The organism is Streptomyces sp. NBC_01017 (assembly GCF_045162795.1).
Lineage (GTDB): Bacteria > Actinomycetota > Actinomycetes > Streptomycetales > Streptomycetaceae > Streptomyces > Streptomyces machairae.
This window is the reverse complement of the sequence record NZ_CP108683.1, coordinates 4,355,485-4,380,753: the sequence shown is the minus strand read 5'-3', so window position 1 is coordinate 4,380,753 and position 25,269 is coordinate 4,355,485. Positions and strand designations below refer to the sequence as shown.

The following is a 25,269-nucleotide window of genomic DNA, read 5'->3' as shown; positions in this document are numbered from 1 at the left end:
GGGCCGTCTACAGCCTTCGGCCCTCGACCGCCGAGGCGACATCGTCCAGGTCCTTCGCGATGGCCTTGCGCACCGCGCGCGCACCCACGCCGCCGAGAATCTTCGCGAGCAGCCCCGCGACGCCGCCGGAGCCCGCGACGGGCGCGCCCGAGAACGTCATCCGGACCGTCGTCGCCGACGGCCCGTCCGCGAGAAGCTCCCACTCCGAGACGTAGTGGGTTCCGTGCGACTCGGCCTCCACGACATACCGCTCGGGCGGCTCGCACGCGGTCACCCACATCTCCTCGGTGGCCTCCTTCCCGAACATCTTCCGGGTCTCGCGCCACCGGGTACCGACGCCGAAGGCGCCGTCCGTGAGCACCTCGACCTTCGACACCCCACTGAGTACGCGCTCCATACCCCGAAGGTCGGTCACGGCCTCCCAGACAGGGCCCTGACCTGCGGCGATATGCCGCTCCACGACGACGCTTGTGTTGGCCATGCCCCCATGAAAGCAGCAGGGTCCGACAATCGCGCGGGAGAGCGGCTGTCGTCCTACGCTCGTAGAAGGGGACGGTCACGGAGGTGACAGCCATGCGTGCCTCGCTGATACAGCTCTCCGTGGACTCGTCGGATTCCGCCGACGAGCGCCGCCGGAGGGCAGCCTCGCTGGTACGCGAGCGAAGAGGCGACGATCTGGTGGTCCTGCCGGAGCTGTGGACGGCCGGGGCGTGGGCGTACGACGGCTGGCAGCGCGATGCCGAAGAGGCCGACGGCCCCACTGCCGAGGTCATGTCCGCCGCCGCACGCCAGGCCGGCACCTGGCTCCACGCCGGATCGATCGTCGAGCGGGACGCGGACGGGACGCTCTACAACACCGCCCTCCTCTTCGACCGGTCCGGAGACCTGCGCGGTCGCTATCGCAAGATCCATCGGTACGGCTTCGACACCGGCGAGGCGACCCTGATGGGCGGTGGCGACGACATCGTCACCGTCCCCACCGACTTCGGCGTGATCGGTCTCGCCATCTGTTACGACCTGCGCTTCCCCGAACTGTTCCGGGGCCTGCTCGACGCGGGCGCGGAGCTGATCGTGGTGCCCGCCGCGTGGCCCGCGGCTCGTCTCACCCACTGGCAGCTCCTCACGCGCACGAGGGCCCTGGAGGAACAGGTCTTCCTCCTGGCCTGCTGCGCGACCGGTGAGCATGCCGGCATGCGGCAGGCCGGGCACAGCATGGCCATCGACCCGTGGGGAACCGTGCTGGGCGAGGCCGGGACCGCGCAGGAGACGCTGACGGTGGACTGCGACATGACCCAGGTGGCCCGGATCCGCTCCGAACTCCCCGTCCTGCGCGATCGCGTCCTGGCCATTGCAGCACCAGGAGGACGGTGACCTTTGCGGTCGCCGCCCTCTGGTGAAGCGCGTTGCGGGATGGCCCGCGTTGTCATGGCAGTTACTTCGGGTCGTCGTTGAACTTCGAGGTCGACCAGAGGTAGCCGAGCACCGCGAGGCCCAGGCACCAGAGGACGGCCAGCCATCCGTTGTGGCCGATCTCGCTGCCGAGGAGCAGCCCGCGCAGGGTTTCGATGGCCGGGGTGAAGGGCTGGTACTCGGCGATCGGCCGGAACCAGCCCGGCATCGAGTTGACGGGGACGAAGGCGCTGGACAGGAGGGGCAGCAGGATCAGGGGCATGGCCTGGTTGCTGGCGGCCTCGGCGTTCGGGCTGGACAGGCCCATGCCGACCGCGATCCAGGTGAGAGCCAGGGCGAAGAGTACGAGCAGGCCGAACGCGGCGAGCCATTCCAGGACGGTGGCGTCGGTGGAGCGGAAGCCGATGGCCACGCCGACGGCTCCGACGAGGACCACGCTGAGGATCGACTGCAGCACGCTGCCGATGACGTGTCCGATGAGGACCGATCCGCGGTGGATGGCCATGGTGCGGAAGCGGGCGATGATGCCCTCGGTCATGTCCGTGGCGACGGAGACGGCGGTGCCGATGGTGGTGCTGCCGATGGTCATCAGCAGCAGGCCCGGGACGATGTAGGCGATGTACTTCGAGCGGTCCGCACCGCCTCCGCCGATGCCCGCGCTCATGGTGTCGCCGAAGATGTAGACGAAGAGCAGCAGGAGCATGATCGGGGTGAGCAGGAGGTTCAGGGTGAGGGAGGGGTAGCGGCGCGCGTGCAGGAGGTTGCGGCGCAGCATGGTGGTGGAGTCGCGTACGGCGAGGGAGAGGGAGCTCATCGGACGTTCTCCTTGGGCTGGTTGGGCTGGTTGGGCTGGTGGGGGATGGCGGTGCCGCCGGTCAGGGCGAAGAAGACGTCGTCGAGGTCCGGGGTGTGCACGGTGAGTTCGTCGGCCTCGATGCCGGCGGCGTCGAGCCGGTCGAGGATCGAGCGCAGCTCGCGCTGACTGCCGTCGCTGGGGATCTGCACGGCGAGGGCCTCGTCGTCTCGGGTGGCTTCACGCAGTGCGGTCGCGGCGTTCTGGTAGGTGGCCGGGTCGGTGAAGCGGAGCCGGACGTGTCCGCCGGGGATGAGCCGCTTGAGTTCGGCGGCGGTGCCCTCGGCGGCGATCTTCCCGTCGTTGAGCACGGCGATACGGTCGGCGAGTTGGTCGGCTTCCTCCAGGTACTGCGTGGTGAGGAAGACGGTGACACCACCGGAGACGAGCTCGCGGATGATCTGCCACATGTTGTGCCGGGAGCGCGGGTCGAGACCGGTGGTCGGCTCGTCGAGGAAGATGATCCGCGGGTTGCCGACCAGGGTCATGGCGATGTCGAGGCGGCGCTTCATACCGCCGGAGTAGGTGGAGGCGGGCTTCTTGGCGGCCTCGGTGAGGTCGAAGCGCTCCAGCAACTCGGCGGCGACGCGCCGCCCTTCGTGCTTGGACAGGTGGTGCAGGTCCGCCATCAGGAGCATGTTCTCCTCGCCGGTGATCAGCCCGTCGACGGCGGAGAACTGCCCGGTCACGCCGATCGCGGCACGCACGGCCTGCGGTTCGGCGGCGAGGTCGTGACCCGCGACCCGGGCCTGTCCGCCGTCGGCGGTGATGAGGGTGGACAGGATCTTCACGGCGGTGGTCTTGCCGGCGCCGTTCGGGCCGAGCAGGGAGAAGACCGTTCCTTCCGGGACGGCCACGTCGATGCCGTCGAGCACGAGCTTGTCGCCGTAGGACTTGCGCAGCCCGTTCGCCGCGATGGCCACGTTGGTCATGAGGGGTGCTCCTTCTACAGGCTGCGGGCGGGTCAGAGGCTGCGGGCGGTGACGTCGCCGTAGGTGGTGGTCGCGTGGATGTTCAGGCCGGCTGCGGCGCCGTCGGCGTTCATGAGCGCGTTGTGGATCCGGCCGTAGGTGGTGCCGGCGTCCAGGGAGGCGGAGACCCCGCGGGCGGCGCCGACCGAGATCTCGCCGTGCTCGGTGCGCAGCGTGACGGTGCCGCGCACGGCTTCGGTGATGTGGAGGTCGCCCTTCAGGGTGCTGATCTCCGCGGGCCCGGTGAGGCGGCCGACCGTGATGTCGCCGGCCTGGAGGGCGAGGCGGGCGCCCGCGGTCTCGTCGAGCTTGACCGTGCCCTGCGCGCCCTCGAAGGTGACGTCGCCGAGGCGTCCGACGCCGCGGAGTTCGGCGGCGGCCGCCTTCGCCTCGACTCGGGAGCCGGTGGGCAGTTGGACCGTCACCTCGATCGACCCGGAGGAGGCGCCGAGGACCCGGTTCTTCCCCGCCGGCACCTCGATGCGCAGGACGCCGTCGCCGTAGGCGACCTCGGTCTGCTCCGCCGCCTGCACGTCGCGGCTCCTGGAGGCGTCCGCGGGGCGGACCTCGACGGTGGTGTCGGCCCGGTCGGCGGCGATGAAACGGATGCGTCCGGCGGGGATGTCGAGGACGGCGGAGACGGGGGCGGGGGTGTCGAACTTCTGCATCGTGCTCTCCTTGATTCGTCGTTTCCGATGAGGGAAAAGCTACGTTGCGTTCAAGGATTGCGCAATCAAGTCGTTGCGCTATGGCGGCGTATTTGCAGGTAAACTGAAGGATTTCGTTGCAACGGTCTTGAAATTAACGCAACGAAATGCAGCTGCTCGTTGCAATGGAATGGAGCTGAACGCTATGCTGGCCGGCACCAGAAAGTGCGAAGGAGATTGCGGTGCCCGGAGGCAGACTCACCCAGCAGGAACGCCAGCAGATCGCGCTGGGACTGGCCGACGGCCTCGCCTACGCGGAGATCGCCAGACGCCTCGACCGTCCCACCTCGACGGTCACGCGCGAGGTGATGCGCAACGGCGGCCCGACCGCCTACCGCGCCGACCTCGCCCACCGCGCCACCGAACACCGCGCCCACCGGCGCAGGCAGGCCGCGCCCCGAGGATCGGAGGCGCCCCCGCCGGCCCACGGGCGTGACGCCGAGGCCGTACGCGAGTACGAGGAGCTGCTCACGACCGTCTTCATGCAGTCGGGCATGCCCAAGATGATGTCCAGGGTGATGGCCTGCCTCACCATCACCGACGCGGGCAGCCTGACCGCGTCCGAACTCGTCCAGCGCCTTCAGGTCAGCCCGGCGTCCATCTCCAAGGCGATCACGTTCCTCGACAGCCAGGGCTTCGTCCGCCGGGAACGCGACGAACGCCGCCGCGAGCGCTACGTCGTCGACGACGACGTCTGGTACGACTCGCTGATGGCCAGCGCCCGCGCCATCGCCCAGGTCGTCGTGACCGCACGGCAGGGCGTCGGCGTTCTCGGCCCCGGCACCCCGGCCGCCACCCGCCTCGACAACATCGCCCGCTTCCTCGACTTCGTCTCCGAGAGCACGGCCCGCGCCGCGGAGCAGGCCCGGGAAGTGCTCTACACGAAGCCCGAGACGACCTCGGACGCAACCGCCGAGTCGTAGGGGGCGGCCGAACCCGGCTGACGGGGGGTGCCTTCTCCGCCTGGCGGCGGACGGCGGACGGCGGACGGGGGGACGGCGGAGGGGGGCAGGGGTAGGGCGGGGCGACGGGCAGAGGCGGGGGCGGGGGCGAGGGCGAGGGCGGCGGAATCGCCAGGCCCCCTCATGCGTTGACGGGAGTGGGCATGGGATGCCGGTGTGTGCGAGCAGAGCAGCCCGAGTGACCGAGCTGACCGATATTGGAGGGCCACGATGGCTGCGCAGACGCAGAGGGCCGTGCTGGCGGGCGGATGCTTCTGGGGGATGGAGGAGCTGATCCGCCGACTGCCGGGCGTGACGGCGACCCGGGTGGGATACACCGGGGGTGACGTGCCGAACGCGACGTACCGCAACCACGGCACGCACGCGGAGGCCATCGAGATCCTTTTCGACCCCGCGAAGACCGACTATCGCGCGATCCTGGAGTTGTTCTTCCAGATCCACGACCCGAGCACGAAGAACCGCCAGGGCAACGACATAGGCCTCAGCTACCGCTCGGCGATCTACTACGTGGACGACGAGCAGAAGCGGATCGCCGAGGACACGATCGCGGATGTGGACGCCTCTGGCCTGTGGCCGGGCAAGGTCGTCACCGAGGTCGAACCGGTGGGCCCCTTCTGGGAGGCCGAGCCCGAGCACCAGGACTACCTCCAGCGTTACCCGGACGGCTACACCTGCCACTTCCCGCGCCCGGGATGGCGGCTGCCCGCCCGCGCCGAGGGCTGACCGAGGGGCGGCCCGGGGGACGGCGGAGGCCGACTGGCACAGACTCCGCCGTCCGCGGCACGCCAGGACGAACCGGTCCTGCACGCCAGGACGAACCCGTCCGTCACCGTGCGTCGCGTAGCCGGCGAAGGTACGCCGCGGTCAGCGCAACGGCACGGTCCCCGTCCTGCGACAGATCCACGAGGGCATCAGAAGCCGTGCTCCCCGGGATGTCCGCCAACGCCTGGGTCAGCCGTACGCGTGCGGGCGCTTCGGTGGTGCCGTGGGCGAGGCGGTCGACGAGCCCGGTGGCGATCTGATCCACAGCGGCCTGATCCACGGCGGCCTGATCCACCGTCGCGGCGTCGCCGGCCAGCATGCTCAATGCATCGGCGGCATCGGTGTCGTTCCTTCCCGCCACGATCATGTCGATGAGCGCCGGGATCGCCTCGGCCACTCCACGCGTCCCGAGCGCCAGAGCCGCATGGCCGCGGACGACGACATCGGCGTTCGCGAGGGCGTCCCGCAGCCGGGCGGTGGCCTCATCGCCGGGCATCTCTGCGAGGGACTGAACGGCACGCTCCCGCACCTCGGCCACCGGTGAGTAGAGGCCCTCCGCCAGCAGTGCCGTGCCGCCGTCACCCGATCGCGCCAGCGCCCATCGAAGGGCTCCGGCGACGTTCGGCTCCGACTCCCTCAGTACCGCCTCGACCAGGGCTTCCACCGGCACCGGAACCTCGCCGGTCGAGGAGAGGGCCGCGCGCTGGCGTGCGGCTGCGCTCTTCGACCCCAGCGCCTGGAGGAAGGCGACGACCTGGAGGACGTCCTCCCAGTCGGCGGGTTCCACGGCATCGATCCGGCGTAGCCGCGTGAGCAGCTCGTTCTCGGCCGCGATGCGTTCGTGTGTCTGACGGATGAGGTCGTCGACGAGCGCCGAGGGCGTGAAGCGGGGATCGTCGAGCGCCCGTCCGATCTCACGCAGCGACAGCCCCAGCGACCTCAGGCTCTCGATGTGGAAGATCCGCCGGATGTCGTCGCCGGAGTACTCCCGGTAGCCGGAACCCGTGCGACCCGAGGGCCGCAACAGGCCGAGCGACTCGTAATGCCTGAGCATGCGGGCACTGACCCCGGACCGTCGCGCCACCTCACCGATCAACACTTCCTATCGTCCCTCCTGGCCGGACCCGCCGAGGGCCACGAGGCGCTTCGCCTCCTCGATCGCGAACTCGAATCCCGCATCGGGGTCTTGCAGCAGCCGTTCCGTGGCGAGCGCGTGCGTGCGCACATGCCGGTCAGCAGCTGTCGTCGCAGCACGCAGTGCCGGCACGACGGCCTCACCCAGTGCGACCAGCGCCCGGCTGAGGCTCAGCTGAGTCTCCCGCTCACCGCGCCCGAACTGCGTCGCCAGTACGGCGGCCAGCCCGGACTCCTCGCCTTCCGGCACGAGCACGACTGCGGCCCGCCAGGCGCTCCGCGCCACCGCGTCGTCGGCGTCGGTCAGGAGCGCCCGCGTGATCGCCGGCCACGCCTGCCGGTCCCCGATCTTGGACAGCGTGTGCAGCGCTTGACTGCGTGCCTGCGCCCGCTCCGAGCGGACTGCGCGGAGCAGCGCGGGGAGCGTCAGGGACACCGGGTGGCGGGTGAGCGCCCAGGTCAGCATGTCGCGGACGAAGAACTCGGGCTCGATCGCGCAACGCTCGACGAGCTTGTCGACGAAGCGCGGATCCGGCGTCGTGCCGACCGCCATAGCCGCCCGCAGCCGCACGGACGAACTGCCGTCCTCCAGTGCCTGGAGTGCTCGTATCGCATCCGTTGCCTGTCGCGTCATGGTCATCGGGACCACCTCCTCGGCAAGCAGTGAAGGCCTTGTCACCGTGTCAAGGTCAAAGCCTCGCAGGCAACTTCGCTGCTTTGCCGGTCCTGAGGGCAGGTCCTGCGGCGGCCGGCGGCCAACGGCACGACGCTCGCCGCCGGGGCCAAGGACCGGCTCCGGTTTCAAAGGCGGCTGAACTTTTCGATGTCCTCGGAGAAGTCCTTGATGGCCTGTGCGGTGAGCGTCGGCCGGACGTCGGCGATGGCGGTCATGTAGTCCTCGGTGGTGGCGGGTCGGCCGCTTCGGTGGGTGACCTCGCGCTCGAATGCTGCCTGCGCACCCTTCCGTGCCGCGAACTCGATGTCGGCCGGGGTGAACAACTCGCTGGCGTTGACCAGCCGGGCGAGGTCCACCGAGTGGGCGGAGGCTCCGACATAGCGCGCCCAGATCGCCGCGCGGGCCGTCGGGTCCGGTGGGCCGATGGGAATGACGTTGTCGAACCGGCCCGGTCGCAGGAAAGCCGGGTCGAGCGAGCGCACGGAGTTGGTGGCACAGGCCAGCAGCCGCGCGTCGTGCTCGCGGAAGACAGGGATCAGTTTGAGCAACTCGTTGGTCACCCCGTGTCCCGGATCGACCGCCTTCCCGGACCGCACGCCGGCGATCTCCTCGACCTCGTCGATGAAGAGCAGCACCGAGTCCAGTTCCGCCAGGTCCGCGAAGGCTTCCCGCAGCGCCGCGGCCAGCCCCTCGCTCGTGTCGGCAGCGAGCCGTGACGGGAAGAGCTCGACGAACGGCCAGCCGAGCCGCGAGGCCACCGCTTTGGCGAAGCTGGTCTTCCCGGTGCCGGGAGGGCCGAACAGGATGACGGCCTTGGGAGGGACGACACCGTAACGGTCGGCCAGCGCAGGCTCCGTCAGCGGGAGCACGACACGGCGTTCGACGACCTGTTTCTCCCGCTCCATGCCGGCCATGGCATCCCACAGCCCTTCGGGCAGCATGCGTCCGCCCAGTGACGCGAGGACGTCGGCGTTGGCGGCACCTGGCGGTTCGAGCTTTTCGTAGTAGGTCAAGCCGTCGCGGGACCGGTAGCCGGAGTTCTCCAGAGCCTTCGTGCCGGCGGCCCCGGCGGGCAGCAGCGCGCTGATGTGGCGCACGCCCAGTGCCCGCAGGCGCCGTTCGAGCTCGGCGAGGAGAGCGCTGCCGATCCCGCGCTCGCGCCAGCGGGAGGCGAGCGCCACCAGGAGGATCCACCCCCGCTTGCCGGACGACTGCGCTACGGCCATGCCCACCAGTTCGTCGCCGACCACCGCGACCACCGCCGTCTGACCGGCCTTGGCCGCGGCCATCACCTCGGAGACAGAAAACACCCGGTCCTCGTCGGCCCGGCGGCTCTGGTCCCAGATCTGGATGGCCTGGTCAAGATCGTCATCGTGATAGTCGCGCAGATGCCATGGGGGCATCGTCACCACCTCACCTGCCCCGAGGGACTCCCATTGTCTCCCGCGAGAGCGCTGGGCGACGAGCGCAGCAGGCCCATCGCACCCGCACCCGCAGACCTACTGTTCTGCAGTCTCCGGTGCGGGCACGACCCCCGTGGGGCACGAGGCGCCCCAGTTGGTTTCGAACGGGGTACTCAGCTTGACCCCCGTCCCGCCGATGCCGCAGTACCCGGCGGGGTTCTTGTCCAGGTACTGCTGGTGGTACCCCTCCGCCGGATGGAAGACCCGCCCCTCCGCGGGCAGTATCTCCGTCGTGATCGAGCCGTAGCCGGAGCGGGTCAGGGCCTCCTGGTAGGACTTGCGCGACGCCTCGGCCGTCTTCGCCTGTTCCGGGGTGTGCGGGTAGATCGCCGAGCGGTACTGCGTGCCGACGTCGTTGCCCTGGCGGAAGCCCTGCGTGGGGTTGTGGGACTCCCAGAAGGTCTTCAGGAGCCTTTCGTACGAGACGAGGCTCGGGTCGAAGACCACGCGGACGGCCTCCGTGTGGCCGGTGAGGCCCGAGCAGACCTCCTCGTAGGTGGGGTTCTCGGTGTGGCCGCCCTGGTAGCCGACGAGGGTCGTCCACACGCCCGCCGGGAGCTGCCAGAACTTGCGCTCGGCGCCCCAGAAGCAGCCCAGCCCGAGGTCGGCGATCTCCAGGCCCTCGGGGTAGGGGCCGAGGAGCGGGTTGCCGAGGACCGTGTGGCGGTCGGGGACCCGGAAGATCGGTTCCGGACGGCCCTGCAGTGCCTGCTCGGGGGTGGGCAGGACGGGCGTACGGCCGAAGAGCATGAGGGTTCCTTCCTCGCGGGTACAGCGCAGCCCGAAGGGGCGACGGCTGCGCTGTACCCGCCTCAACGTACGGCCGAGCGCTCAGATTCCGCCCCGCGCCTTCACCACCTGCGCGGCGCTGAAGTCCCGTTGCTGCACATACGCCTTGATCATCGCGTCCCGGCCGCCCCGGTACGACCAGGGCACCGCGTCGATGTACCCGTCGACCAGCCGGAACTGCTCGGCCGCCGCCTCGTACCGGTCCTGCCAGAACAGCAGGCTGGCCAGCAGGTGACGGACCTGCGGGATGCGCCAGTCCTCGGGGTCGGCGGCAGCCGCGGCCGCCACGTCGACCAGGGCCGCGTCGACCGCCGCCACGATCTCCGGGCGCTTGTAGAACTCGTCCTGCTCCAGGTCGGAGTGCTGGATCTCGTACTCGAAGTACGCCTCCAGCGGCAGCAGGGTCAGCAACTGCCCCGGCGTGCCCTTCTCGGCCGCGGAACGGGCGAAGCTCTCCGCCAGCTCGTGCGAGCCGCGCCACTTCGCGCACCAGTACTGGAGGGCGGAGGTGTGCGCGGCCAGGTGGTGCGGGTCGCGCTCGACGATCTCGGCCCAGATCTCCTCGAACCTCTCGTGCGGGTATCCGAGGCCCTTCGCCAGCGGGATCTCCACGATGAACGGGCACGGGTCGTCCCCGGCCAGCGCCTGCGCCTGCGCGCACGCCTCACGGGCCTGGTCCAGGATCCGGCGGAAGCCCGCGAACTGCTCCTGCGTGGTGTGCTTGGCGGTCGCCGAGCCGCGGACCTCCCAGGCGAGGTAGATCATTGACTCCGCGAACACCAGCGCCATGTCGGGGTCCTCCGGCCGCTCGGTGCGCCAGGCCAGCAGCCAGGAGTCGTCCTTGACGGCCTCGTCGGCCAGCACGCTGGAGCGCCGGTCCCGCTCCTGCCAGTCCCGCCCGGCCTCGGCCAGGAACTGCGCGCCGGCCTTCCAGTCCCCGGCCCGTACGGCTTCCCGTACGGCCGCAATCCGGGGGGCGGGGGCGTAGGCCCGGTCGGTGTCCAGCTGCTCGCCGGGCAGGAAGCCCAGCTGGGCGGCGGCCTTGGCCAGATCCCGGTTGCGGACGGACGCGCCGCCTCCGCTCGGCGCCGACTTCTTCTGCGCGCGGTACCAGGAGTAGATCGCGAGCAGGATCACGATGATGGGGAGTATGTGACTCATGGGTGTGTCTGCGTCCTTGAGCAGTGAGGGGCCTGAGCGGGGAAGGGGAAGGGGAAGGAGGGGGAGGAGGACGGGGACGGAGGGAGGGGAGGGGGGCTGTGCTCGATGGCGGGCCTCGGCCGGGTGCCGGTCCTGAACCCGGCGTCGGCCTGCCGGTTGGTGTCGGTCACTGCGCTCGCGCCAGCAACTGCCGCAGTTCCCGCGTGTCCGGTACGTCCTCCACCACCGCGTCCAGCGCCTGCTTCAGCGCCTCCTCGTAACCGTCCGGCAGGCGCAGCCGTGCCGGGTCCGACCAGGACAGCTCCCATTGGGCCCGGCCCTGGCGGACGAGTTCGGCGACGACCATGCGCGAGAGGCGGGCGCGCACCTGGGGGCGCGCGAACTCGCGGGCCGCGCGGCCCGTGGCGGCCTGCGCCTCCGGTGACTTGGGCAGGCGGTCGGCCATCTGCCACAGCCGGCCCGCGTCGACGGCATTCAGGAACGAGGCCAGGGAGCCGTCTCCGCCGTGGATCTCGGTGACGGCCGTGCGCAGCGGCTCGGCGTCCTGGTCGGCGTGCCAGAGCATCGACTCGTTGACCAGCTGGGTCCAGTCGGCGGTGCGGCGCAGCTGATGGGCCTCGGGGGTGAGGGCGGCCTGCTCCAGTGCGGCGAAGGCGTGGGCCGGGTCGGTGAGCAGACAGAGCGCGGGGCGGGCGCCGGTCAGGGCGCGGCCGTCGTCGGGGAGTTGCTCGATGCGGGCGATGCGCTCGGCGATCGGAGGGTGTGAGTCGTACGGCGACTGCTCCTCCTCGGGCAGGGCCTGCCGCATCTCGTCCAGCTCGTCGGCGCGCCCGGTCAGCAGATGGCGCAGCCCGCCGAAGACCTCGCCGGGCGGCGGCAGCAGTCCGGCGCCGGTGCCGAGGGTCGCGTACGACTGCATGTAGAAGCCGTGGGCCGAGTCCAGCACGGGGATCTCGCGCAGCGCGGACGCGGTGGCGTCGCGGCCGGCGATACGCGCGGCGGCCAGGTCGGCGGCGAGCTCCTGGCGCCTGCCCAGGCCCTGGGAGGCGCGCAGGTAGAAGGTGCCGTACCAGAGGAACGGCTTGGCGGCGAGGCGGTAACTCAGGCCCGCCGTCCCGGCGTCGACCGTGCCCGTCTTCTTGCCCTTGGCGAGCCGCTTGGCGATCTTCTTCTCCTGCTTGGCCTCCTCCTTCGCGACCTTCTTGCGGGAGCGTTCGTGCAGGCTGGCGACGGTGCGCAGCACCTGGAGGCGGCCGCGCAGGGTGATCGCGGAGAGGCGGGTGTCGTGGTTCGTGTAGTGCCCGAACTCATGGGCCAGCACGGCCCGCAGCTGCGGTTCGCTCAGCCCCGCCATCAGCGGCAACCCGATGTACATACGGCGCCGGCCGGGCTTGAGACCGAGGAACGTCGCGTCCTCGGCGACGGCCGCGTTGACGTCCGGCGTCAGGACGATCGCGTCCGGCGCGCGGGTTCCGGTCTCCTCGGCCAGCGTGCGTACGGCTGCCCAGAGCGCCGGCTCCTGCTGTTCGGTCATGACCAGGCCGGGCGGCGGTTCTTCCTTGGGCGTGCGCAGCGCGAACATGCCCTGGACGATGGGGATCGCCAGCAACGCGCTGACGATCCACACCTTGGCGGTGACGCTCCCCACCCCGCCCTCGGCGACGGCCCAGTCGACGGCGACGAGCGCACCGAGCATGACGAAGCCGAGCAGATAGAACCCGGCGAGCAGGATGAGCGCGCGCACGGCACGCAGAGTTGCCCCCATGTTGGGCAATTCCCCCCACGAGAAATGGACATGACGAAGTGTGTGGGGGGAAGCGGAGTATGCCCTACCGCAGGTCAGTGCGGCAATGCGGGTTTTTTCCGGGGGTGCGCGGCTCAGTGCGGCAGGGTCGCAGGGCTGCCGCCGTTGGCCTCGTAACCCGCCACGGCCAGCGCCCGGTAGACCGCGAACTCGGCGGCCGGGTCGGGGGACAGGGTCCAGGGGAGGGCGCCGATGTGGCCGTCGACGTGTATCAGCTGGTCCATGGCCTCGGCCCAGCGCTCGCCGCGGACCAGGAAGAACACCAGCAGGTGGCGTACGTGCGCCAGCATCGGGTCGTCGGGGCGGGCCGCATGCACGGCGTACAGCGCGCCGTGGATCGCCTTCGTCACGACCTCGCTCTGGTAGAAGCCGCTGACCAGGTTCACCTCGGGCAGGTGCTCGAACACCGCGAACAGCGGCATGGCGGCGAGGAGGGAGCCCTGGGGTGCGCGGGCCGCCGCCGCTTCCGCGAACTCGTAGGCCAGCTGGCGCGAGCCGTGCCACTTCTCGCACCAGTAGTGCAGGGCCGCCAGATGCGCGCCCATATGGGACGGGGCGCGGTCCAGGATCTTCAGCCAGAGCTGCTCGAACTCCGCCCGGGGATAGGCGAGTCCTCGCGCGACCGACAGCTCGACGATGTACGGAATCGGGTCGCCCGGGGCGAGCAGCGCCGCATCACCGCACGCCGACTTCGCCTCCTCCATGATGATCCGGAACTCGTCCGTGCCCGGCGTCGCCGTGCGCCACGCCTGCTGCACCAGGAATTCCGCGTGCACGGCCGCGCCGCCCGCGTCCTTGGGCTGCTCGGTCCGCCACACCCGCAGCCACTGGCCGCCCGGCGACTCGCTGACGCCGCCGGGCCGCTGCTGGAGCTCCAGCGACGCGGCGCCCGCGAAGGCCTGCACGCGCTGCCAGCGCTGCTCGCCCTCCGCCTCGGTGCCGGCGAGGAGCTGGGAGGCCGCCTTGTAGTCCTGTGTGCGCTGCACCAGGTCCAGGACGTCCAGCAGGTCCTGGTCGGGGCCGGGCATCCGCACGTCCAGCTCCTCCTGCCGCGCGAAGCCGTAATTCGCCGGGTCCGCGGCGTCCGGGTGGCCGGGGTGGACCTGCTCGATCATGCCCCGCCTGCGTCGCATGAACGGCACGACCACGAAGCCGATCATGAGCAGCGCGATCAGGACCCAGAGAATTTCCATGCCTCCAGCGTTCCAGACGCCGCCGACAATTGGCCAACGAGGTCGGGCGGCCTGTGGAAAACGCGTTCCGTGGCGTGCGGGACTGTGGAAAACGGAGGCCGTGGTGAGCGGGCAGGGCGGGTCCGGGCGGGCCGGGCGGGGCCGGGAATCCCCGCCGTCCGGCATCCGCCCCGTTCGCGCATTACGCTCGGTTCCCATGAGCGACAGGCATATCAGTCAGCACTTCGAGACTCTGGCGATCCATGCGGGGAACACCGCCGATCCCCTCACCGGCGCGGTCGTCCCGCCGATCTACCAGGTCTCGACCTACAAGCAGGACGGCGTCGGCGGCCTGCGCGGCGGCTACGAGTACAGCCGTAGCGCCAATCCGACGAGGACCGCCCTGGAGGAGAACCTCGCGGCCCTGGAGGGCGGCCGCCGCGGCCTTGCGTTCGCGTCCGGACTGGCGGCCGAGGACTGCCTGTTGCGTACGCTGCTCAGCCCCGGCGACCACGTGGTCATCCCCAACGACGCGTACGGCGGCACGTTCCGGCTGTTCGCGAAGGTCGTCGCGCGGTGGGGCGTGGAATGGTCGGTCGCCGACACCAGCGATCCGTCCGCCGTCCGGGCGGCCATCACCCCGAAGACCAAGATCGTCTGGGTGGAGACCCCTTCCAACCCGCTGCTCGGCATCACCGACATCGCGGCCGTCGCCCAGATCTCCCGGGACGCGGGCGCGAAGCTCGTCGTCGACAACACCTTCGCCACGCCGTATCTGCAGCAGCCGCTGTCCCTCGGCGCCGACGTCGTGGTGCACTCCCTGACCAAGTACATGGGCGGCCACTCGGACGTCGTCGGCGGTGCGCTGATCGTCAGCGACGAGGGCCTTGGCGAGGAACTGGCCTTCCACCAGAACGCGATGGGCGCGGTCGCCGGCCCCTTCGACTCCTGGCTGGTGCTGCGCGGTACCAAGACGCTGTCGGTGCGCATGGACCGGCACAGTGAGAACGCCACGAGGATCGCCGACATGCTGACCCGGCACGCGCGCGTCACGAGCGTTCAGTACCCGGGCCTGCCCGACCACCCCGGTCACGAGATCGCCGCCAAGCAGATGAAGGCGTTCGGCGGCATGGTCTCCTTCCGTGTCGCCGGCGGCGAGGCGGCGGCCGTCGAGGTCTGCAACCGCGCCAAGGTCTTCACGCTCGGCGAGTCCCTGGGCGGCGTCGAGTCCCTCATCGAGCACCCCGGCCGCATGACCCACGCCTCCGTCACCGGATCCGCCCTCGAGGTCCCCGCCGACCTCGTCCGCCTCTCCGTGGGCATCGAGAACGTCGAGGACCTCCTGGAGGACCTCCAGCGGGCGCTCGGCTAGCCCTCACGGCGGCAGGAACGGGCAGGGGACCGAAGGAAGGATTCACCAGCCCGTCAGTGGTGGAGTCGTCTCCGACGGCGGCTCCACCCAGGGGCGTGCCGTCAGCGCCCACACCACGAACGCCATCGTCGCGGCGAACAGCACCAGCCACATCAGCAGCATCGCGGCCTTCCTGCGGCGCAGCATGCGGCCACCGCGCTGCACGGCCTCGGCGTACAGCTCCGGCGGCACCGACGGCGGCGTGCGCTCCATGATCCGCCGGGCGGCCGCTTCTCGTTGGGCGCGATTCACGGCGACACCACCTTCGGGCCCAGCACGGTCGGCGCGGGCTCGCGCGGAGGATGCAGCAGGGTCGCCGTCGCCCGGTCGCAGATCGCGTGGACGCGCTCCCTGGGCAGGCCGAGCAGGGCCGCCGCCTGCTCCTCGGCGACACCCTCGTACAGCCTCAGGACCAGGATCAGGCGTTCCTGCGGGGAGAGCCGGGCGAGCGGGCTGTCGGGGTGCGGCCGGGACCGGCCGAGGGCGGCGAGAGGGCCGTACTGGTGCCATACGGTCCGGGAGAAGCGGGTGGCCAGGTACTGGCGGGCGCGGTCGTACGGGTCCTCGCCGCGCAGTCGGTCCCAGCACGCGTACGTGTGCGCGAGGGACAGCGTCAGCAGGTGCCGCGCGCGTGGGTTGTCGCCCGGCGGCTCCGCGGTGAGCAGTGTGGCGGCATGCAGCAGCCGCCCTGCCGCGCCCGCGACGAACGCCGCGAACTCGCGGTCCCGGCGGGCGTCCTGGACCACTCGCTGTCGTCCCACCGCCCCTCCTGCCTGACCGACCCTGAGGAACCCGGCCCCGCGCATGACGCGTTTCGGCCGCGCACGAGGAGGACCCGGTTTCATATGAGGCCAGCGGCGGCCCGGGGTCAAGAGCCGGGAGCGGATCACGCGAGTACGCGCGTGTGCGGGTGGCGGATTCGGCGCGGCGACGGCCTCACCGAGGCGCCGAACGGGCTCTCAGGAGGCCGTGGGCGAGTCCGAGCCAGAGATTCCCTGCGCCGCCATCCGCGACGAGAGCGCGGTGTTGAAGCGAGTGAGGAGCGTGCAGAACGCCTCACGCTCCTCCGGGGCCCAGTCCTGCGTCAGCTCGGCCATCAACTGACGCCGGGACGAACGCACTTCCTCCAGCCGCGACTGCCCGCGCGGGGACAGCTGGAGCACCACCGCCCGCCCGTCCTCGGGGTGCGAGGTGCGCTTGACGAGCCCTGTGTCGACGAGCGGCGCCACCTGGCGCGTCACCGTCGACGAGTCGATCCCCATGCTCGCGGCGAGCGCCTTGACGCCCATGGGGCCTTCCTTGTCGAGGCGGTTGAGCAGCAGGTATGCGGCGCGGTCCATGGAGTTGCGCACCTGTCCGACCCCACCGAGCCGGGTCTGTTCGGCACGACGGGCGAACACCGCCACCTCGTGCTGCAGCGTGTCGAGGAGACCGCTGTCAGCGACGGTCGTCATGTCCATCGACATTTCAGGTGTTGTGGGCATGGCCGGGGGCTCACTTCATGAAGGGGGTGCTGGGTTGGGGGACAGGGTACGCGGCCCGGACGCGGGGTGTACCGGGGCTGCGCAAACCCATCTCTGTGCTTGGTCACACCAGGGCCGTGCGCCTGTGAACTGCGAGACTTGGGTCATGAGCTACAGCACGGCTGACTCCTGGCCTCCCCTCACCCTCGACGACGTGCGCGGGGCGCAGAAGATGCTGACCGGCGTGGCGCGCGTGACGGCGATGGAGGGCAGCAGGCACCTGTCCCAGCTGGTGGGCGCGCCGGTGCACCTCAAATGCGAGAACCTCCAGCGGACGGGATCGTTCAAGCTGCGCGGCGGCTACGTCCGGATCGCCGGGCTGCTCCCGGAGCAGCGGGCGGCGGGCGTCGTGGCCGCGAGCGCCGGCAACCACGCACAGGGCGTCGCCCTGGCGTCGTCGCTGCTCGGGCTGCACTCGACGGTGTTCATGCCGAAGGGAGCCCCGCTCCCCAAGATCAGCGCCACCCAGGACTACGGCGCCGAGGTGCGCCTGCACGGCCAGGTGGTCGACGAGACGCTCGCCGCGGCGCAGGAGTACGCCGCCGAGACGGGCGCGGTGTTCATCCACCCCTTCGACCACCCCGACATCATCGCGGGCCAGGGCACGGTCGGCCTGGAGATCCTCGAGCAGTGCCCGGAAGTGCGGACGATCGTCGTCGGCATCGGCGGGGGCGGGCTCGCGGCGGGTATCGCGATAGCAGTGAAGTCGCTGCGGCCCGACGTGCGGATCGTGGGCGTGCAGGCGGCCGGTGCCGCGGCGTATCCGCCCTCGCTGGCGGCCGGGCACCCCGTCGCCGTCGACAACCCGGTGACGATGGCGGACGGGATCAAGGTCGGCAGGCCCGGTGACGTGCCGTTCCGGATCATCGGCGACCTGGTGGACGAGGTCCGCACGGTCAGCGAGGACGAGCTGGCCACCGCCCTGCTGCTGTGCCTGGAGCGGGCCAAGCTGGTCGTCGAGCCGGCCGGCGCGAGCCCCGTCGCGGCGCTGCTGAGCGACCCCGGCGCCTTCGAGGGTCCGGTCGTCGCGGTGCTGTCCGGCGGTAACGTCGACCCGGTGCTGCTGGAGCGCGTCCTGCGGCACGGCATGGCCGCGCAGGGCCGCTACCTGGCCGTACGGCTGCGGCTCACGGACCGGCCGGGCGCGCTCGCGACGCTTTTGGGGGTGCTGTCAGTGGTGGACGCTAACGTCCTCGATGTGAGTCACGTACGGACCGACCCCCGGCTCGGGCTCACGGAGGCGGAGGTCGAGCTGCACCTGGAGACGAAGGGCCGTGCGCACTGCGTCGAGGTCGGCCATGCCCTGCGTGAGGCGGGCTACACGGTCATCGGCTGAGACGCGAGCGGTCGTCGGTCGAGGCCTTGGCGGGCGAAAGCGCAGGTCGGAATCCTTCTGTCACTCGTTCGGGCAATCCCGTTGAGAGACGCGATACATCGCGTTATGGTGTGTCTCGTATCTACGCCACAGCGCCGAGTCCTGGCGCGGAACGAACAGCGCAAAACCTAGGCTTTCCGAAGTTTCCCCGAAGACGTGGAGATTCATATGCCAGGCGCCATCTATGCCGAAGGCCTGGTGAAGACCTTCGGTGACGTAAGGGCTCTGGACGGCGTCGACCTCGATGTTCCCGAGGGCACGGTCCTGGGCCTGCTCGGGCCGAACGGCGCGGGCAAGACGACGGCCGTCCGCTGTCTGACGACCCTGCTGCGCCCCGACAGTGGCTCGGCGGTCGTCGCGGGCATCGATGTCCTCAAGGAACCCGATGCCGTGCGCCGTTCCATCGGTCTGTCCGGACAGTTCGCGGCGGTGGACGAGTACCTCACCGGCCGCGAGAACCTGCAGATGGTCGGCCAGCTCTACCAGATGAGGTCCAAGGCCGCGAAGGCACGCGCGGTCGAGCTGCTGGAGCAGTTCGACCTCGCCGACGCCGCCGACCGTCCCACGAAGACCTACTCCGGCGGCATGCGCCGCCGCCTCGACCTTGCCGCCGCGCTGGTGGTCTCGCCGCCCGTGATGTTCATGGACGAGCCGACGACCGGCCTCGACCCCCGCAACCGGCAGATGCTGTGGGAGGTCATCAAGCGCCTGGTCTCGGGCGGTACGACACTGCTGCTCACCACCCAGTACCTCGAAGAGGCCGACCACCTCGCGCACGAGATCGCGGTCGTCGACCACGGCCATGTCATCGCCACCGGCACCTCCGACCAGCTCAAGGCCCGCACCGGCGGCGAGCGCGTCGAGCTGGTGGTGCACGAGCGCGACGAGATGCAGGCCGCCTCGGAGGTGCTGCGCGGCTTCGGCAAGGGCGACACGACGGTCGAGGACCACATGCGCAAGCTCACCGTCCCCGTGACCGGAGGCGCCAAGCTCCTCGCCGAGGTCATCCGCGAGCTCGACACCCGGGGCATCGAGATCGACGACATCGGGCTGCGCCGCCCGACCCTGGACGACGTCTTCCTGTCCCTGACAGGACACCTGGCCGAGGTGAAGGACGAGGCGAACGGCAAGGAGGCCGCCAAATGAGTGCTCTCGACGCCGTGCGGGTCGCGCCGGCCACGAACCCGGTCAGCCAGTCCGTCCGGGACTCGGTCGTCGTTGCGAAACGCAATCCGATCCGGATGTCCCGGATCCCGAATCTTGTTCGCACGTATCGGCCAGGATCCGTCTCGCTGCGCATCCGGGACCGGCGGAGCCACGCCTTGAAGGAGCAGGTGAAGTGAGCGCCATCAACGACTCCGCGGTCATCGCCCGTAGGAATTTGATCCGCATGGGCCGGATTCCCGAGATGATCATTTTTGGGCTGATCCAGCCAATCATGTTCGTGGTGCTGTTCACCTACGTGTTCGGTGGCTCGATCCAGGTCGGCTCGTCCACCTCCACCCAGGCCTACCGCGAGTTCTTGATGGCCGGCATCTTCGCCCAAACCGTCACGTTCGCTACGGCGGGTGCGGGTGCGGGCATCGCCGACGACATGCACAAGGGGCTCATCGACCGCTTCCGCTCCCTGCCGATGGCACGTGGTGCGGTGCTGACCGGGCGCACCTTCGCCGACCTGGTTCAGACGGCGCTCACCCTCGTCGTCCTGGCGGTCGTCGCCGTGATCGTCGGCTGGCGCACGCACGAGAACATCGGCAAGGTGCTCGCCGGGTTCGGGCTGCTCCTGCTTCTCGGTTATGCGTTCTCGTGGATCGGCGCACTCATCGGCCTGTCCGTGCGCACTCCTGAGGCAGCGACCTCGGGCGGCCTGATCTGGCTGTTTCCGCTGACGTTCATCTCGAACGCCTTCGTGGACGCGAACCAGATGCCCACCTTCCTCCAGCACATCGCGGAGTGGAACCCGTTCAGCGCCACCGTGCAGGCCTGCCGCGAGCTGTTCGGCAACCTCCCCCCGGGCTTCCAGGCATCCGACGCCTGGCCCATGCAGCACCCCGTGTGGGCCTCGCTGATCTGGTCGGTCGTGATCATCCTGCTCTTCCGCACACTCGCGGTCCGGAAGTACCGCCGGGCGACCGGCTGACGGTTCCCGGATCCTGTTCGTCAAGGTCGGCTCGATTGCGGCTGGCGTGTATGCCGGGCAGGGAGAACGACCCGCAACGAAGGCTCCTCCACACGGAGGGGCCTTCTTGTTTGCGCGTACGAGGCGTTGGGCGGCCGTACCGTCGTCTGCGCCATCGGCGTCCCGAAGTTCTCCGAGTGGCACGTGAGTTCGTGAGCTGGTGCTGTGGAGCCCTCAACGCAGCCGAGTTACAACCCTCTGTACTTGATCAAGGCGGCTCGCTCCGCTCCCCGTGCCGCGCTCAGAGCAATCAGCCGCCTGATGCCAGAGAAGGTGTACGTCGTGGCTGGGGCGGTCGGCTCCACGGCTTTAGGCAGCCACTTTGGCGCGAGCCTCGAAGATCATGGCCCCAACGTCGTGCTTTACCGGGCAGGTCCACGGACTGCTGCCCGACGCGCCGGAAGCTTACGGGGCCATGATCACTCGCGCCAAAGCAGCTCCAGCCCAATGCCGCTCCGCAGACCTTTGAGGCCTGTCCCACTGTGAACGAGCAGCGACCCATTTAACGCGATAGCCGACTCTAATACCCTAACCCGCCGCCTCGGAAGGTTTAGTCGAGAGTTCAGGCAGGAGAGTTTCATCGTCACACCGGGCAGACTCAAGGATTTTCGAAGTAACCCCTTTTGCTGTTCGAAGATCAGCATGTCGAAGGTCGACACCCTTCAAGACTGCATCGTCGATCTCGGCGTTAGCCAACGAGGCGCGCAGGAATGAAGCCGTAGGGAGTTCACACCGTATAAGCTTAACCCCTTCCATATTGGCACCCGTGAAGTCGACATCCGCCCCCTCGGCCTTCCATAACGAGACACCCGTCATGTCGGCCAGTATGAATCTTGCGGCGCCGATTCTCGCGTCCATGAAGTGGGCACCGGTTAGCGTGGCCTCAGAGAAATCAGCACACCGCAAATAAGCCCGATAGAACGAGGCTCCCTGCAACAAGCATCTTTCCATGTCGACGTGATCCAGCACCGCATCCGCCAGGTTTGCCCCGCGCAGATCCGTGCGACGCAGGTCGATGAAGTCAGTGTTCTCTTCATGAATGGGACGCCGCCCGAGTACCGTGAGTGCGGCTTGCACGTCTTCTTCCGGATTCTTACCGTTGCCCGACTCATCCGAATCCCGAATCGCGGCACGCTCTCGTATGAAAGCCGCAAGTACCTCAACCGCAGTCGAGCGATCCTTATCTGAATCCCACATTATGCGCTCGAGTGAGTAAATCCCACCCAGTCTCTGGGTTAGGTTTCCAGAGGAGAGAAGCTTGATCGCTTCCACATACCGCTCTGTAACCTGCCCTTCCCTGGTAATTTCCGCTTGTTCGCGATCCTTGGCCTGCGTATGAGAGAACTGCTCCTGGGAATGCGTGAACTGCTTTTGGGCTAGAAGAAACTGAGCTTGCCCCTGTTCGTACTGCTGCTGAGCCAGCTGGTGATTGCGGTGTGTGTAGTACAGGCCAAACGCGGCTACGGCTCCGGCGCCGAGTGCGACGAGCATGGTACGGAACCCTGTGATGACAACGCCGTCGGCAGGCTGAAGGTCCTGCGTACGCAGGTGCTCGCCATCGATCCACCAAGGCCCGCGCCACAACAGCAATACGTATCCAGCGATCACTAGGGCAAGGAGGACTCCAAGCGCAGTCCGCTTCACGTTCCGCTTCATGGAAAGCAGGATGGCATCCGGCTCCGCGACTTAACTGTGCGAAGCCCTAAGTTCAGAGGAGGAGTTGAGCCTGCACGACAGGTGCACCAGCATTCGAGCGCCCTCCCTTGTGCCGTGCTCGGATTGTGGATGGGCGATCAACGGGGCCGTGACCGCTCCCCTGCGCCGGTCACGGCCTCGCTGGTGTGAAGGTCGGTCATCGGCGGATCAGCAGCAGCCGCCCGCAGTGACCGGTTCCTTTGAGTCGGTGTCGGCCGAGGCCGGGGTGCAGCAGGTGCTGCCCTGCTGCTTGGTCAGGGAGTTGGCGTCGGCCTTGACGACGTATACCTCCCAGGGTTCCTGGCCAGGGCCGTGGACCCAGACTTTGTCTTGGAGGGCGTAGCAGCAGGTGGTGTCGTTCTCCTCGGTCGTCGCCAGGCCGGCCTCACTCAGGCGGGCTGTGGCGGTGTGAACGGCATCCGTCGATTCCACCTCGACGCCGAGGTGGTCCAGGCGGGTGGCCTCGTCCGAGGTGCCTTCGATCAGGACGAGCTTGAGTGGCGGCTCGGTGATGGCGAAGTTGGCGTAGCCGTCGCGGAGTTTGGCGGGCTCGGTGCCGAAGAGTCGGCTGTAGAAGGCGATGGACGCGTCGAGGTCCGGGACTCGCAAAGCCAGCTGTACGCGGGACATGGCGATCCTCCTTGTGCAGGTGTGGGGTCAGCAGCCGCCAGCGGATGCCGGGGCGCCGACGCCGATCTGGAGGGTGGTGGGGGTGGCGCAGCATCCGCCGCCGGACTCCTCGGCGTTCTCCGGCTCGTCGAACAGGCCAGCGCCGCCGCACACGCCCGTTTCCGGGAGGGTGAGTTCGACGCGCTCGGCGGCCTCCTGGTCACCTGCGATTGAGGCGGTGATGGAGCGGACCTGCTCGTAGCCGGTCATGGCGAGGAACGTCGGGGCGCGGCCGTAGGACTTCATGCCGACCAGGTGGATGCCCTGTTCCGGGTGGGAGAGCTCGTTGACGCCGTGCGGGTAGACCGTGCCGCAGGAGTGGACGTTGGGGTCGATGAGCGGGGCGAGGGCGGTCGGGGCCTGGAGGCGCTCGTCGAGGCCGAGGCGGAGCTCGGAGAGGAAGGACAGGTCGGGGCGGAAGCCGGTGAGGACGATGACCTCGTCGACCGGGTCGAGGCGGCGGCCGTCCTCCGCGACCAGGACAAGCTGATCGCCGTCGCGTTCCACGGCCTGTGAACGGAAGCCGGTGACGGCGCTCGCATGGCCGGCCTCAACAGCGGCCTTGGCGCGCAGGCCGAGTGCTCCGCGGGCGGGGAGCTGGTCGGCCTCGCCGCCGCCGTAGGTGTTGTCGCTGATTCCGCGGCGCAGAATCCACACCGCGTGCGTGCCGTCGTTCTCCTTCGCGAGGTCGGCGAGGAGGGCGAGGGCAGTGAAGGCGGAGGCGCCGGAGCCGACGACAGCGGTTCGCTTGCCCGCGTACCGGGCGCGAATAGCCGGGTCACTCAGGTTGGGAACGCGGTAGGTGATGCGGTCGGCGGTCTTCTTCTCGCCGAGGGCGGGCAGGCCGTCGGCGCCCATCGGGCTCGGGACGGACCAGGTGCCGGAGGCGTCGATGACCGCGCGGGCGGTGATCCGCTCCTCGGTCCCATCGGAGGACTGGATGTGCACGGTGAACGGCTGCTCGTCGCGGCCGGAGTCGACGATGCGGTCGCGGCCTGCGCGGGCGACGCCGGTCACCGTGGCGCCGTAGCGGACCTTGTCGCCGAGGACGTCGGCGAGCGGCTGGAGGTAGCGCTCGGCCCAGTCGCCGCCGGTCGGGTAGGTGGAGGCGTCGGGGCGGACCCAGCCAGTCGGAGCGAGGAGCTTCTCCGCGGCCGGGTCGATGAGCTCACCCCAGGTCGAGAACAACCGAACGTGCGACCACTCGCGCACGGCGCTGCCCGCCGTCGGACCAGTCTCCAGGACCAGGGGTTCGATACCGCGCTCGACGAGATGGGCAGCGGCAGCCAGGCCGATGGGACCGGCGCCGATAACCACGACGGGCAGCTGGTCGGTGCTGAGCGCGTTCACGAGATTCCCCTTTGTTTCGACATCCGTCGATCTCTTGCGCTGCCAAGCATTACACCTGTATCGATGGGCGTCAACATAGACATTCATCGAATCTGGGGGTTCGGCATGGAGCGGGTGGACGTAGCGGTGATCGGGAGCGGCCAGTCCGGAATGGCCGCGGCGCATGCCCTGCGCCGACACGGGCTGGCACCGGTGGTCCTGGAGGCGTCCGACCGGCCTGTGGGATCTTGGCCGCGCTATTACGACAGCCTCACGCTCTTCTCTCCGGCCCGGTACAGCTCGCTACCGGGGATGCCCTTCGATGGGGACCTGGATCGCTACCCGCACCGGGACGAGGTGATCACCTATCTGCTGCGGTACGCCGACCAGCTGGACGCCGAGATCCGCACCCGGACGCGCGTGCTCGAAGTCGGCTACCGCGATGGCGCGTTCGGGCTGAGTCTGGAGGATGGCGGCCAGTTGGAGGCCCGTGCGGTCGTCGCGGCAACGGGTACCTTCGGGCGTCCCCACCGCCCTGACCTTCCGGGTCTGGAGGGCTACGCCGGCGCTGTGCTGCACGTTGCTGACTACCGCTCGCCCGAGCTGTTCACGGGGCAGCGCGTCGTGGTCGTCGGTGCAGGGAACTCCGCGGTGCAGATCGCCGCCGAGGTCGCCGAGCGGGCTCAGGTGACGCTGGCTGCGCGGCATCGGGTGAGGTTGGCTCGCCAGCGCGCGCTGGGGCGGGATCTGCACTGGTGGCTGGCCCGCACGGGCCTCGACACGCTGCCCATCGGCCGGTTCCTGCGCACACCGCCGACGCAACTGGTCATCGACGACGGCCGCTACCGGGCTGCGGTCACCGCAGGGCGACCGGATCGACGGCCGCTGTTCAAGGGCATCAGCGACACCAAGGTCCTCTGGGCTGACGGCGCCACCGAGGAGGTCGACACCATCCTGCTGGCCACCGGCTACCGACCCGATATGGGCTACCTCGCTCCGCTCGGCGCCCTCGACGCAGCCGGGCACCCCCGCCACCGCGAGGGCATATCGCTCACCCACCCGGGACTGGCCTACGTCGGTCTTGAATGTCAGCGCAGCTTGTCGTCGAACTCCCTGCGCGGAGTGGGCCGGGACGCTGCCCGGACAGCACGGCACGTCGCAGCCCACCTCGCTTCGGTGGAGCAGGACTGGGAACCGCGACGAGCTGACTGATATCCGGACGCT

Annotated in this window: 26 protein-coding genes; 9 read left to right on the top strand and 17 right to left on the bottom strand. The window is 69.5% G+C overall.

Going from position 1 to position 25,269, the window contains the following annotated elements; translation table 11 throughout:
• Window positions 1–7: 7 nt before the first annotated feature.
• On the bottom strand, window positions 8–481 hold the full coding sequence (locus OG331_RS19750) for an SRPBCC family protein (protein ID WP_406198007.1): 474 nt from the start codon (window positions 479–481) through the stop codon (window positions 8–10).
• A gap of 92 nt (window positions 482–573) precedes the next feature.
• Here OG331_RS19750 and OG331_RS19745 point away from each other — a divergent pair, with 92 nt between their 5' ends.
• On the top strand, window positions 574–1,371 hold the full coding sequence (locus OG331_RS19745) for a carbon-nitrogen family hydrolase (RefSeq protein WP_406198004.1): 798 nt from the start codon (window positions 574–576) through the stop codon (window positions 1,369–1,371).
• Window positions 1,372–1,432: 61 nt separating this feature from the next.
• Here the strand turns inward: OG331_RS19745 and OG331_RS19740 are convergent, their stop codons facing one another.
• From OG331_RS19740 to OG331_RS19730, 3 genes are read right to left on the bottom strand one after another with little or no spacing between them, the layout of a single operon-like run.
• Window positions 1,433–2,224, bottom strand: coding sequence for an ABC transporter permease (locus tag OG331_RS19740; protein WP_406198002.1), 792 nt, complete (start codon window positions 2,222–2,224; stop codon window positions 1,433–1,435).
• The gene (locus OG331_RS19735; RefSeq protein WP_406197999.1) at window positions 2,221–3,195 is read right to left on the bottom strand and encodes an ATP-binding cassette domain-containing protein; all 975 of its coding nucleotides are present in this window, start codon (window positions 3,193–3,195) and stop codon (window positions 2,221–2,223) included. Before OG331_RS19735 ends, OG331_RS19740 begins: the two co-directional genes overlap by 4 nt.
• A gap of 32 nt (window positions 3,196–3,227) precedes the next feature.
• Window positions 3,228–3,902 carry a DUF4097 family beta strand repeat-containing protein gene (locus OG331_RS19730; RefSeq protein WP_406197997.1) on the bottom strand — a complete coding sequence of 225 codons (675 nt, stop codon included), beginning with the start codon at window positions 3,900–3,902 and terminating at the stop codon, window positions 3,228–3,230.
• A 221-nt stretch (window positions 3,903–4,123) separates the two neighbouring features.
• On the opposite strand from OG331_RS19730, the gene OG331_RS19725 reads away from it, so the two are divergent.
• A complete protein-coding gene (locus OG331_RS19725; RefSeq protein ID WP_406197995.1) occupies window positions 4,124–4,864 on the top strand; it encodes a helix-turn-helix domain-containing protein in 741 nt (246 codons plus the stop codon).
• 249 nt (window positions 4,865–5,113) lie between these two features.
• Complete coding sequence (msrA, locus tag OG331_RS19720; RefSeq protein ID WP_406197993.1) at window positions 5,114–5,626, top strand: peptide-methionine (S)-S-oxide reductase MsrA; 513 nt, start codon at window positions 5,114–5,116, stop codon at window positions 5,624–5,626.
• A gap of 103 nt (window positions 5,627–5,729) precedes the next feature.
• On the opposite strand, the gene OG331_RS19715 is transcribed toward msrA (OG331_RS19720), so the two are convergent.
• From OG331_RS19715 to OG331_RS19685, 7 genes are all read right to left on the bottom strand, one after another.
• Window positions 5,730–6,764, bottom strand: coding sequence for a MerR family transcriptional regulator (locus tag OG331_RS19715; RefSeq protein WP_406197990.1), 1,035 nt, complete (start codon window positions 6,762–6,764; stop codon window positions 5,730–5,732).
• A gap of 3 nt (window positions 6,765–6,767) precedes the next feature.
• Complete coding sequence (locus OG331_RS19710) at window positions 6,768–7,439, bottom strand: HEAT repeat domain-containing protein (protein ID WP_406197988.1); 672 nt, start codon at window positions 7,437–7,439, stop codon at window positions 6,768–6,770.
• A 161-nt stretch (window positions 7,440–7,600) separates the two neighbouring features.
• Window positions 7,601–8,887, bottom strand: coding sequence for an ATP-binding protein (locus OG331_RS19705; RefSeq protein WP_406197986.1), 1,287 nt, complete (start codon window positions 8,885–8,887; stop codon window positions 7,601–7,603).
• 87 nt (window positions 8,888–8,974) lie between these two features.
• Window positions 8,975–9,688, bottom strand: a complete 714-nt coding sequence (msrA, locus tag OG331_RS19700; protein ID WP_406197984.1) for a peptide-methionine (S)-S-oxide reductase MsrA — start codon at window positions 9,686–9,688, stop codon at window positions 8,975–8,977.
• Window positions 9,689–9,769: 81 nt separating this feature from the next.
• Window positions 9,770–10,888, bottom strand: coding sequence for a hypothetical protein (locus OG331_RS19695; RefSeq protein ID WP_406197982.1), 1,119 nt, complete (start codon window positions 10,886–10,888; stop codon window positions 9,770–9,772).
• A 166-nt stretch (window positions 10,889–11,054) separates the two neighbouring features.
• On the bottom strand, window positions 11,055–12,653 hold the full coding sequence (locus tag OG331_RS19690; protein ID WP_406197980.1) for a M48 family metalloprotease: 1,599 nt from the start codon (window positions 12,651–12,653) through the stop codon (window positions 11,055–11,057).
• A gap of 113 nt (window positions 12,654–12,766) precedes the next feature.
• Complete coding sequence (locus OG331_RS19685; RefSeq protein ID WP_406197978.1) at window positions 12,767–13,885, bottom strand: hypothetical protein; 1,119 nt, start codon at window positions 13,883–13,885, stop codon at window positions 12,767–12,769.
• 196 nt (window positions 13,886–14,081) lie between these two features.
• Between OG331_RS19685 and OG331_RS19680 the strand changes: the two genes are divergently transcribed.
• On the top strand, window positions 14,082–15,236 hold the full coding sequence (locus OG331_RS19680; protein WP_363037908.1) for a cystathionine gamma-synthase: 1,155 nt from the start codon (window positions 14,082–14,084) through the stop codon (window positions 15,234–15,236).
• A gap of 42 nt (window positions 15,237–15,278) precedes the next feature.
• On the opposite strand, the gene OG331_RS19675 is transcribed toward OG331_RS19680, so the two are convergent.
• The 3 genes from OG331_RS19675 to OG331_RS19665 all read right to left on the bottom strand — a co-directional run bounded on the left by OG331_RS19675 (window position 15,279) and on the right by OG331_RS19665 (window position 16,741).
• A complete protein-coding gene (locus OG331_RS19675; protein WP_406197975.1) occupies window positions 15,279–15,527 on the bottom strand; it encodes a hypothetical protein in 249 nt (82 codons plus the stop codon).
• Complete coding sequence (locus tag OG331_RS19670; RefSeq protein ID WP_406197972.1) at window positions 15,524–16,036, bottom strand: sigma factor-like helix-turn-helix DNA-binding protein; 513 nt, start codon at window positions 16,034–16,036, stop codon at window positions 15,524–15,526. Before OG331_RS19670 ends, OG331_RS19675 begins: the two co-directional genes overlap by 4 nt.
• A gap of 198 nt (window positions 16,037–16,234) precedes the next feature.
• Entirely contained in the window at window positions 16,235–16,741 is a 507-nt protein-coding gene (locus OG331_RS19665; RefSeq protein WP_406197968.1) for a MarR family winged helix-turn-helix transcriptional regulator, read from the bottom strand.
• 163 nt (window positions 16,742–16,904) lie between these two features.
• On the opposite strand from OG331_RS19665, the gene ilvA reads away from it, so the two are divergent.
• The 4 genes from ilvA (at window position 16,905) to OG331_RS19645 (ending at window position 20,313) form a co-directional block, all read left to right on the top strand.
• On the top strand, window positions 16,905–18,134 hold the full coding sequence (gene ilvA / locus OG331_RS19660; protein WP_406197966.1) for a threonine ammonia-lyase: 1,230 nt from the start codon (window positions 16,905–16,907) through the stop codon (window positions 18,132–18,134).
• A gap of 207 nt (window positions 18,135–18,341) precedes the next feature.
• The gene (locus OG331_RS19655) at window positions 18,342–19,319 is read left to right on the top strand and encodes an ATP-binding cassette domain-containing protein (protein ID WP_406197964.1); all 978 of its coding nucleotides are present in this window, start codon (window positions 18,342–18,344) and stop codon (window positions 19,317–19,319) included.
• Entirely contained in the window at window positions 19,316–19,516 is a 201-nt protein-coding gene (locus tag OG331_RS19650; RefSeq protein WP_406197962.1) for an integral membrane transport protein, read from the top strand. The genes OG331_RS19655 and OG331_RS19650 overlap by 4 nt, the downstream gene beginning before the upstream one ends.
• Window positions 19,513–20,313 (top strand): ABC transporter permease, encoded by an 801-nt coding sequence (locus tag OG331_RS19645; RefSeq protein WP_406197959.1) that lies wholly within the window; start codon window positions 19,513–19,515, stop codon window positions 20,311–20,313. The genes OG331_RS19650 and OG331_RS19645 overlap by 4 nt, the downstream gene beginning before the upstream one ends.
• Before the next feature lie 567 nt (window positions 20,314–20,880).
• Here OG331_RS19645 and OG331_RS19640 read toward each other — a convergent pair.
• The 3 genes from OG331_RS19640 to OG331_RS19630 form a co-directional block, all read right to left on the bottom strand.
• Entirely contained in the window at window positions 20,881–22,008 is a 1,128-nt protein-coding gene (locus OG331_RS19640; RefSeq protein ID WP_406197957.1) for a pentapeptide repeat-containing protein, read from the bottom strand.
• Between the two features lie 207 nt (window positions 22,009–22,215).
• Window positions 22,216–22,677, bottom strand: a complete 462-nt coding sequence (locus OG331_RS19635) for an ArsI/CadI family heavy metal resistance metalloenzyme (RefSeq protein WP_406197955.1) — start codon at window positions 22,675–22,677, stop codon at window positions 22,216–22,218.
• A gap of 27 nt (window positions 22,678–22,704) precedes the next feature.
• A complete protein-coding gene (locus OG331_RS19630) occupies window positions 22,705–24,066 on the bottom strand; it encodes an NAD(P)-binding domain-containing protein (protein WP_406197952.1) in 1,362 nt (453 codons plus the stop codon).
• Between the two features lie 105 nt (window positions 24,067–24,171).
• Here OG331_RS19630 and OG331_RS19625 point away from each other — a divergent pair, with 105 nt between their 5' ends.
• Window positions 24,172–25,257, top strand: a complete 1,086-nt coding sequence (locus tag OG331_RS19625) for a flavin-containing monooxygenase (RefSeq protein WP_406210142.1) — start codon at window positions 24,172–24,174, stop codon at window positions 25,255–25,257.
• The last annotated feature ends 12 nt before the right edge of the window (window positions 25,258–25,269 follow it).

Coding starts and splice junctions, on each gene's coding strand:
- OG331_RS19640 (WP_406197957.1), bottom strand. CDS start 22,008: ATGAAGCGGAACGTGAAGCGGACTGCGCTTGGAGTCCTCCTTGCCCTA.
- msrA (WP_406197993.1), top strand. CDS start 5,114: ATGGCTGCGCAGACGCAGAGGGCCGTGCTGGCGGGCGGATGCTTCTGG.
- OG331_RS19695 (WP_406197982.1), bottom strand. CDS start 10,888: ATGAGTCACATACTCCCCATCATCGTGATCCTGCTCGCGATCTACTCC.
- msrA (WP_406197984.1), bottom strand. CDS start 9,688: ATGCTCTTCGGCCGTACGCCCGTCCTGCCCACCCCCGAGCAGGCACTG.
- OG331_RS19665 (WP_406197968.1), bottom strand. CDS start 16,741: ATGTCGATGGACATGACGACCGTCGCTGACAGCGGTCTCCTCGACACG.
- OG331_RS19635 (WP_406197955.1), bottom strand. CDS start 22,677: ATGTCCCGCGTACAGCTGGCTTTGCGAGTCCCGGACCTCGACGCGTCC.
- OG331_RS19690 (WP_406197980.1), bottom strand. CDS start 12,653: ATGGGGGCAACTCTGCGTGCCGTGCGCGCGCTCATCCTGCTCGCCGGG.
- OG331_RS19650 (WP_406197962.1), top strand. CDS start 19,316: ATGAGTGCTCTCGACGCCGTGCGGGTCGCGCCGGCCACGAACCCGGTC.
- OG331_RS19710 (WP_406197988.1), bottom strand. CDS start 7,439: ATGACCATGACGCGACAGGCAACGGATGCGATACGAGCACTCCAGGCA.
- OG331_RS19655 (WP_406197964.1), top strand. CDS start 18,342: ATGCCAGGCGCCATCTATGCCGAAGGCCTGGTGAAGACCTTCGGTGAC.
- OG331_RS19735 (WP_406197999.1), bottom strand. CDS start 3,195: ATGACCAACGTGGCCATCGCGGCGAACGGGCTGCGCAAGTCCTACGGC.
- OG331_RS19730 (WP_406197997.1), bottom strand. CDS start 3,902: ATGCAGAAGTTCGACACCCCCGCCCCCGTCTCCGCCGTCCTCGACATC.
- OG331_RS19745 (WP_406198004.1), top strand. CDS start 574: ATGCGTGCCTCGCTGATACAGCTCTCCGTGGACTCGTCGGATTCCGCC.
- OG331_RS19625 (WP_406210142.1), top strand. CDS start 24,172: ATGGAGCGGGTGGACGTAGCGGTGATCGGGAGCGGCCAGTCCGGAATG.
- OG331_RS19680 (WP_363037908.1), top strand. CDS start 14,082: ATGAGCGACAGGCATATCAGTCAGCACTTCGAGACTCTGGCGATCCAT.
- OG331_RS19685 (WP_406197978.1), bottom strand. CDS start 13,885: ATGGAAATTCTCTGGGTCCTGATCGCGCTGCTCATGATCGGCTTCGTG.
- OG331_RS19740 (WP_406198002.1), bottom strand. CDS start 2,224: ATGAGCTCCCTCTCCCTCGCCGTACGCGACTCCACCACCATGCTGCGC.
- OG331_RS19750 (WP_406198007.1), bottom strand. CDS start 481: ATGGCCAACACAAGCGTCGTCGTGGAGCGGCATATCGCCGCAGGTCAG.
- ilvA (WP_406197966.1), top strand. CDS start 16,905: ATGAGCTACAGCACGGCTGACTCCTGGCCTCCCCTCACCCTCGACGAC.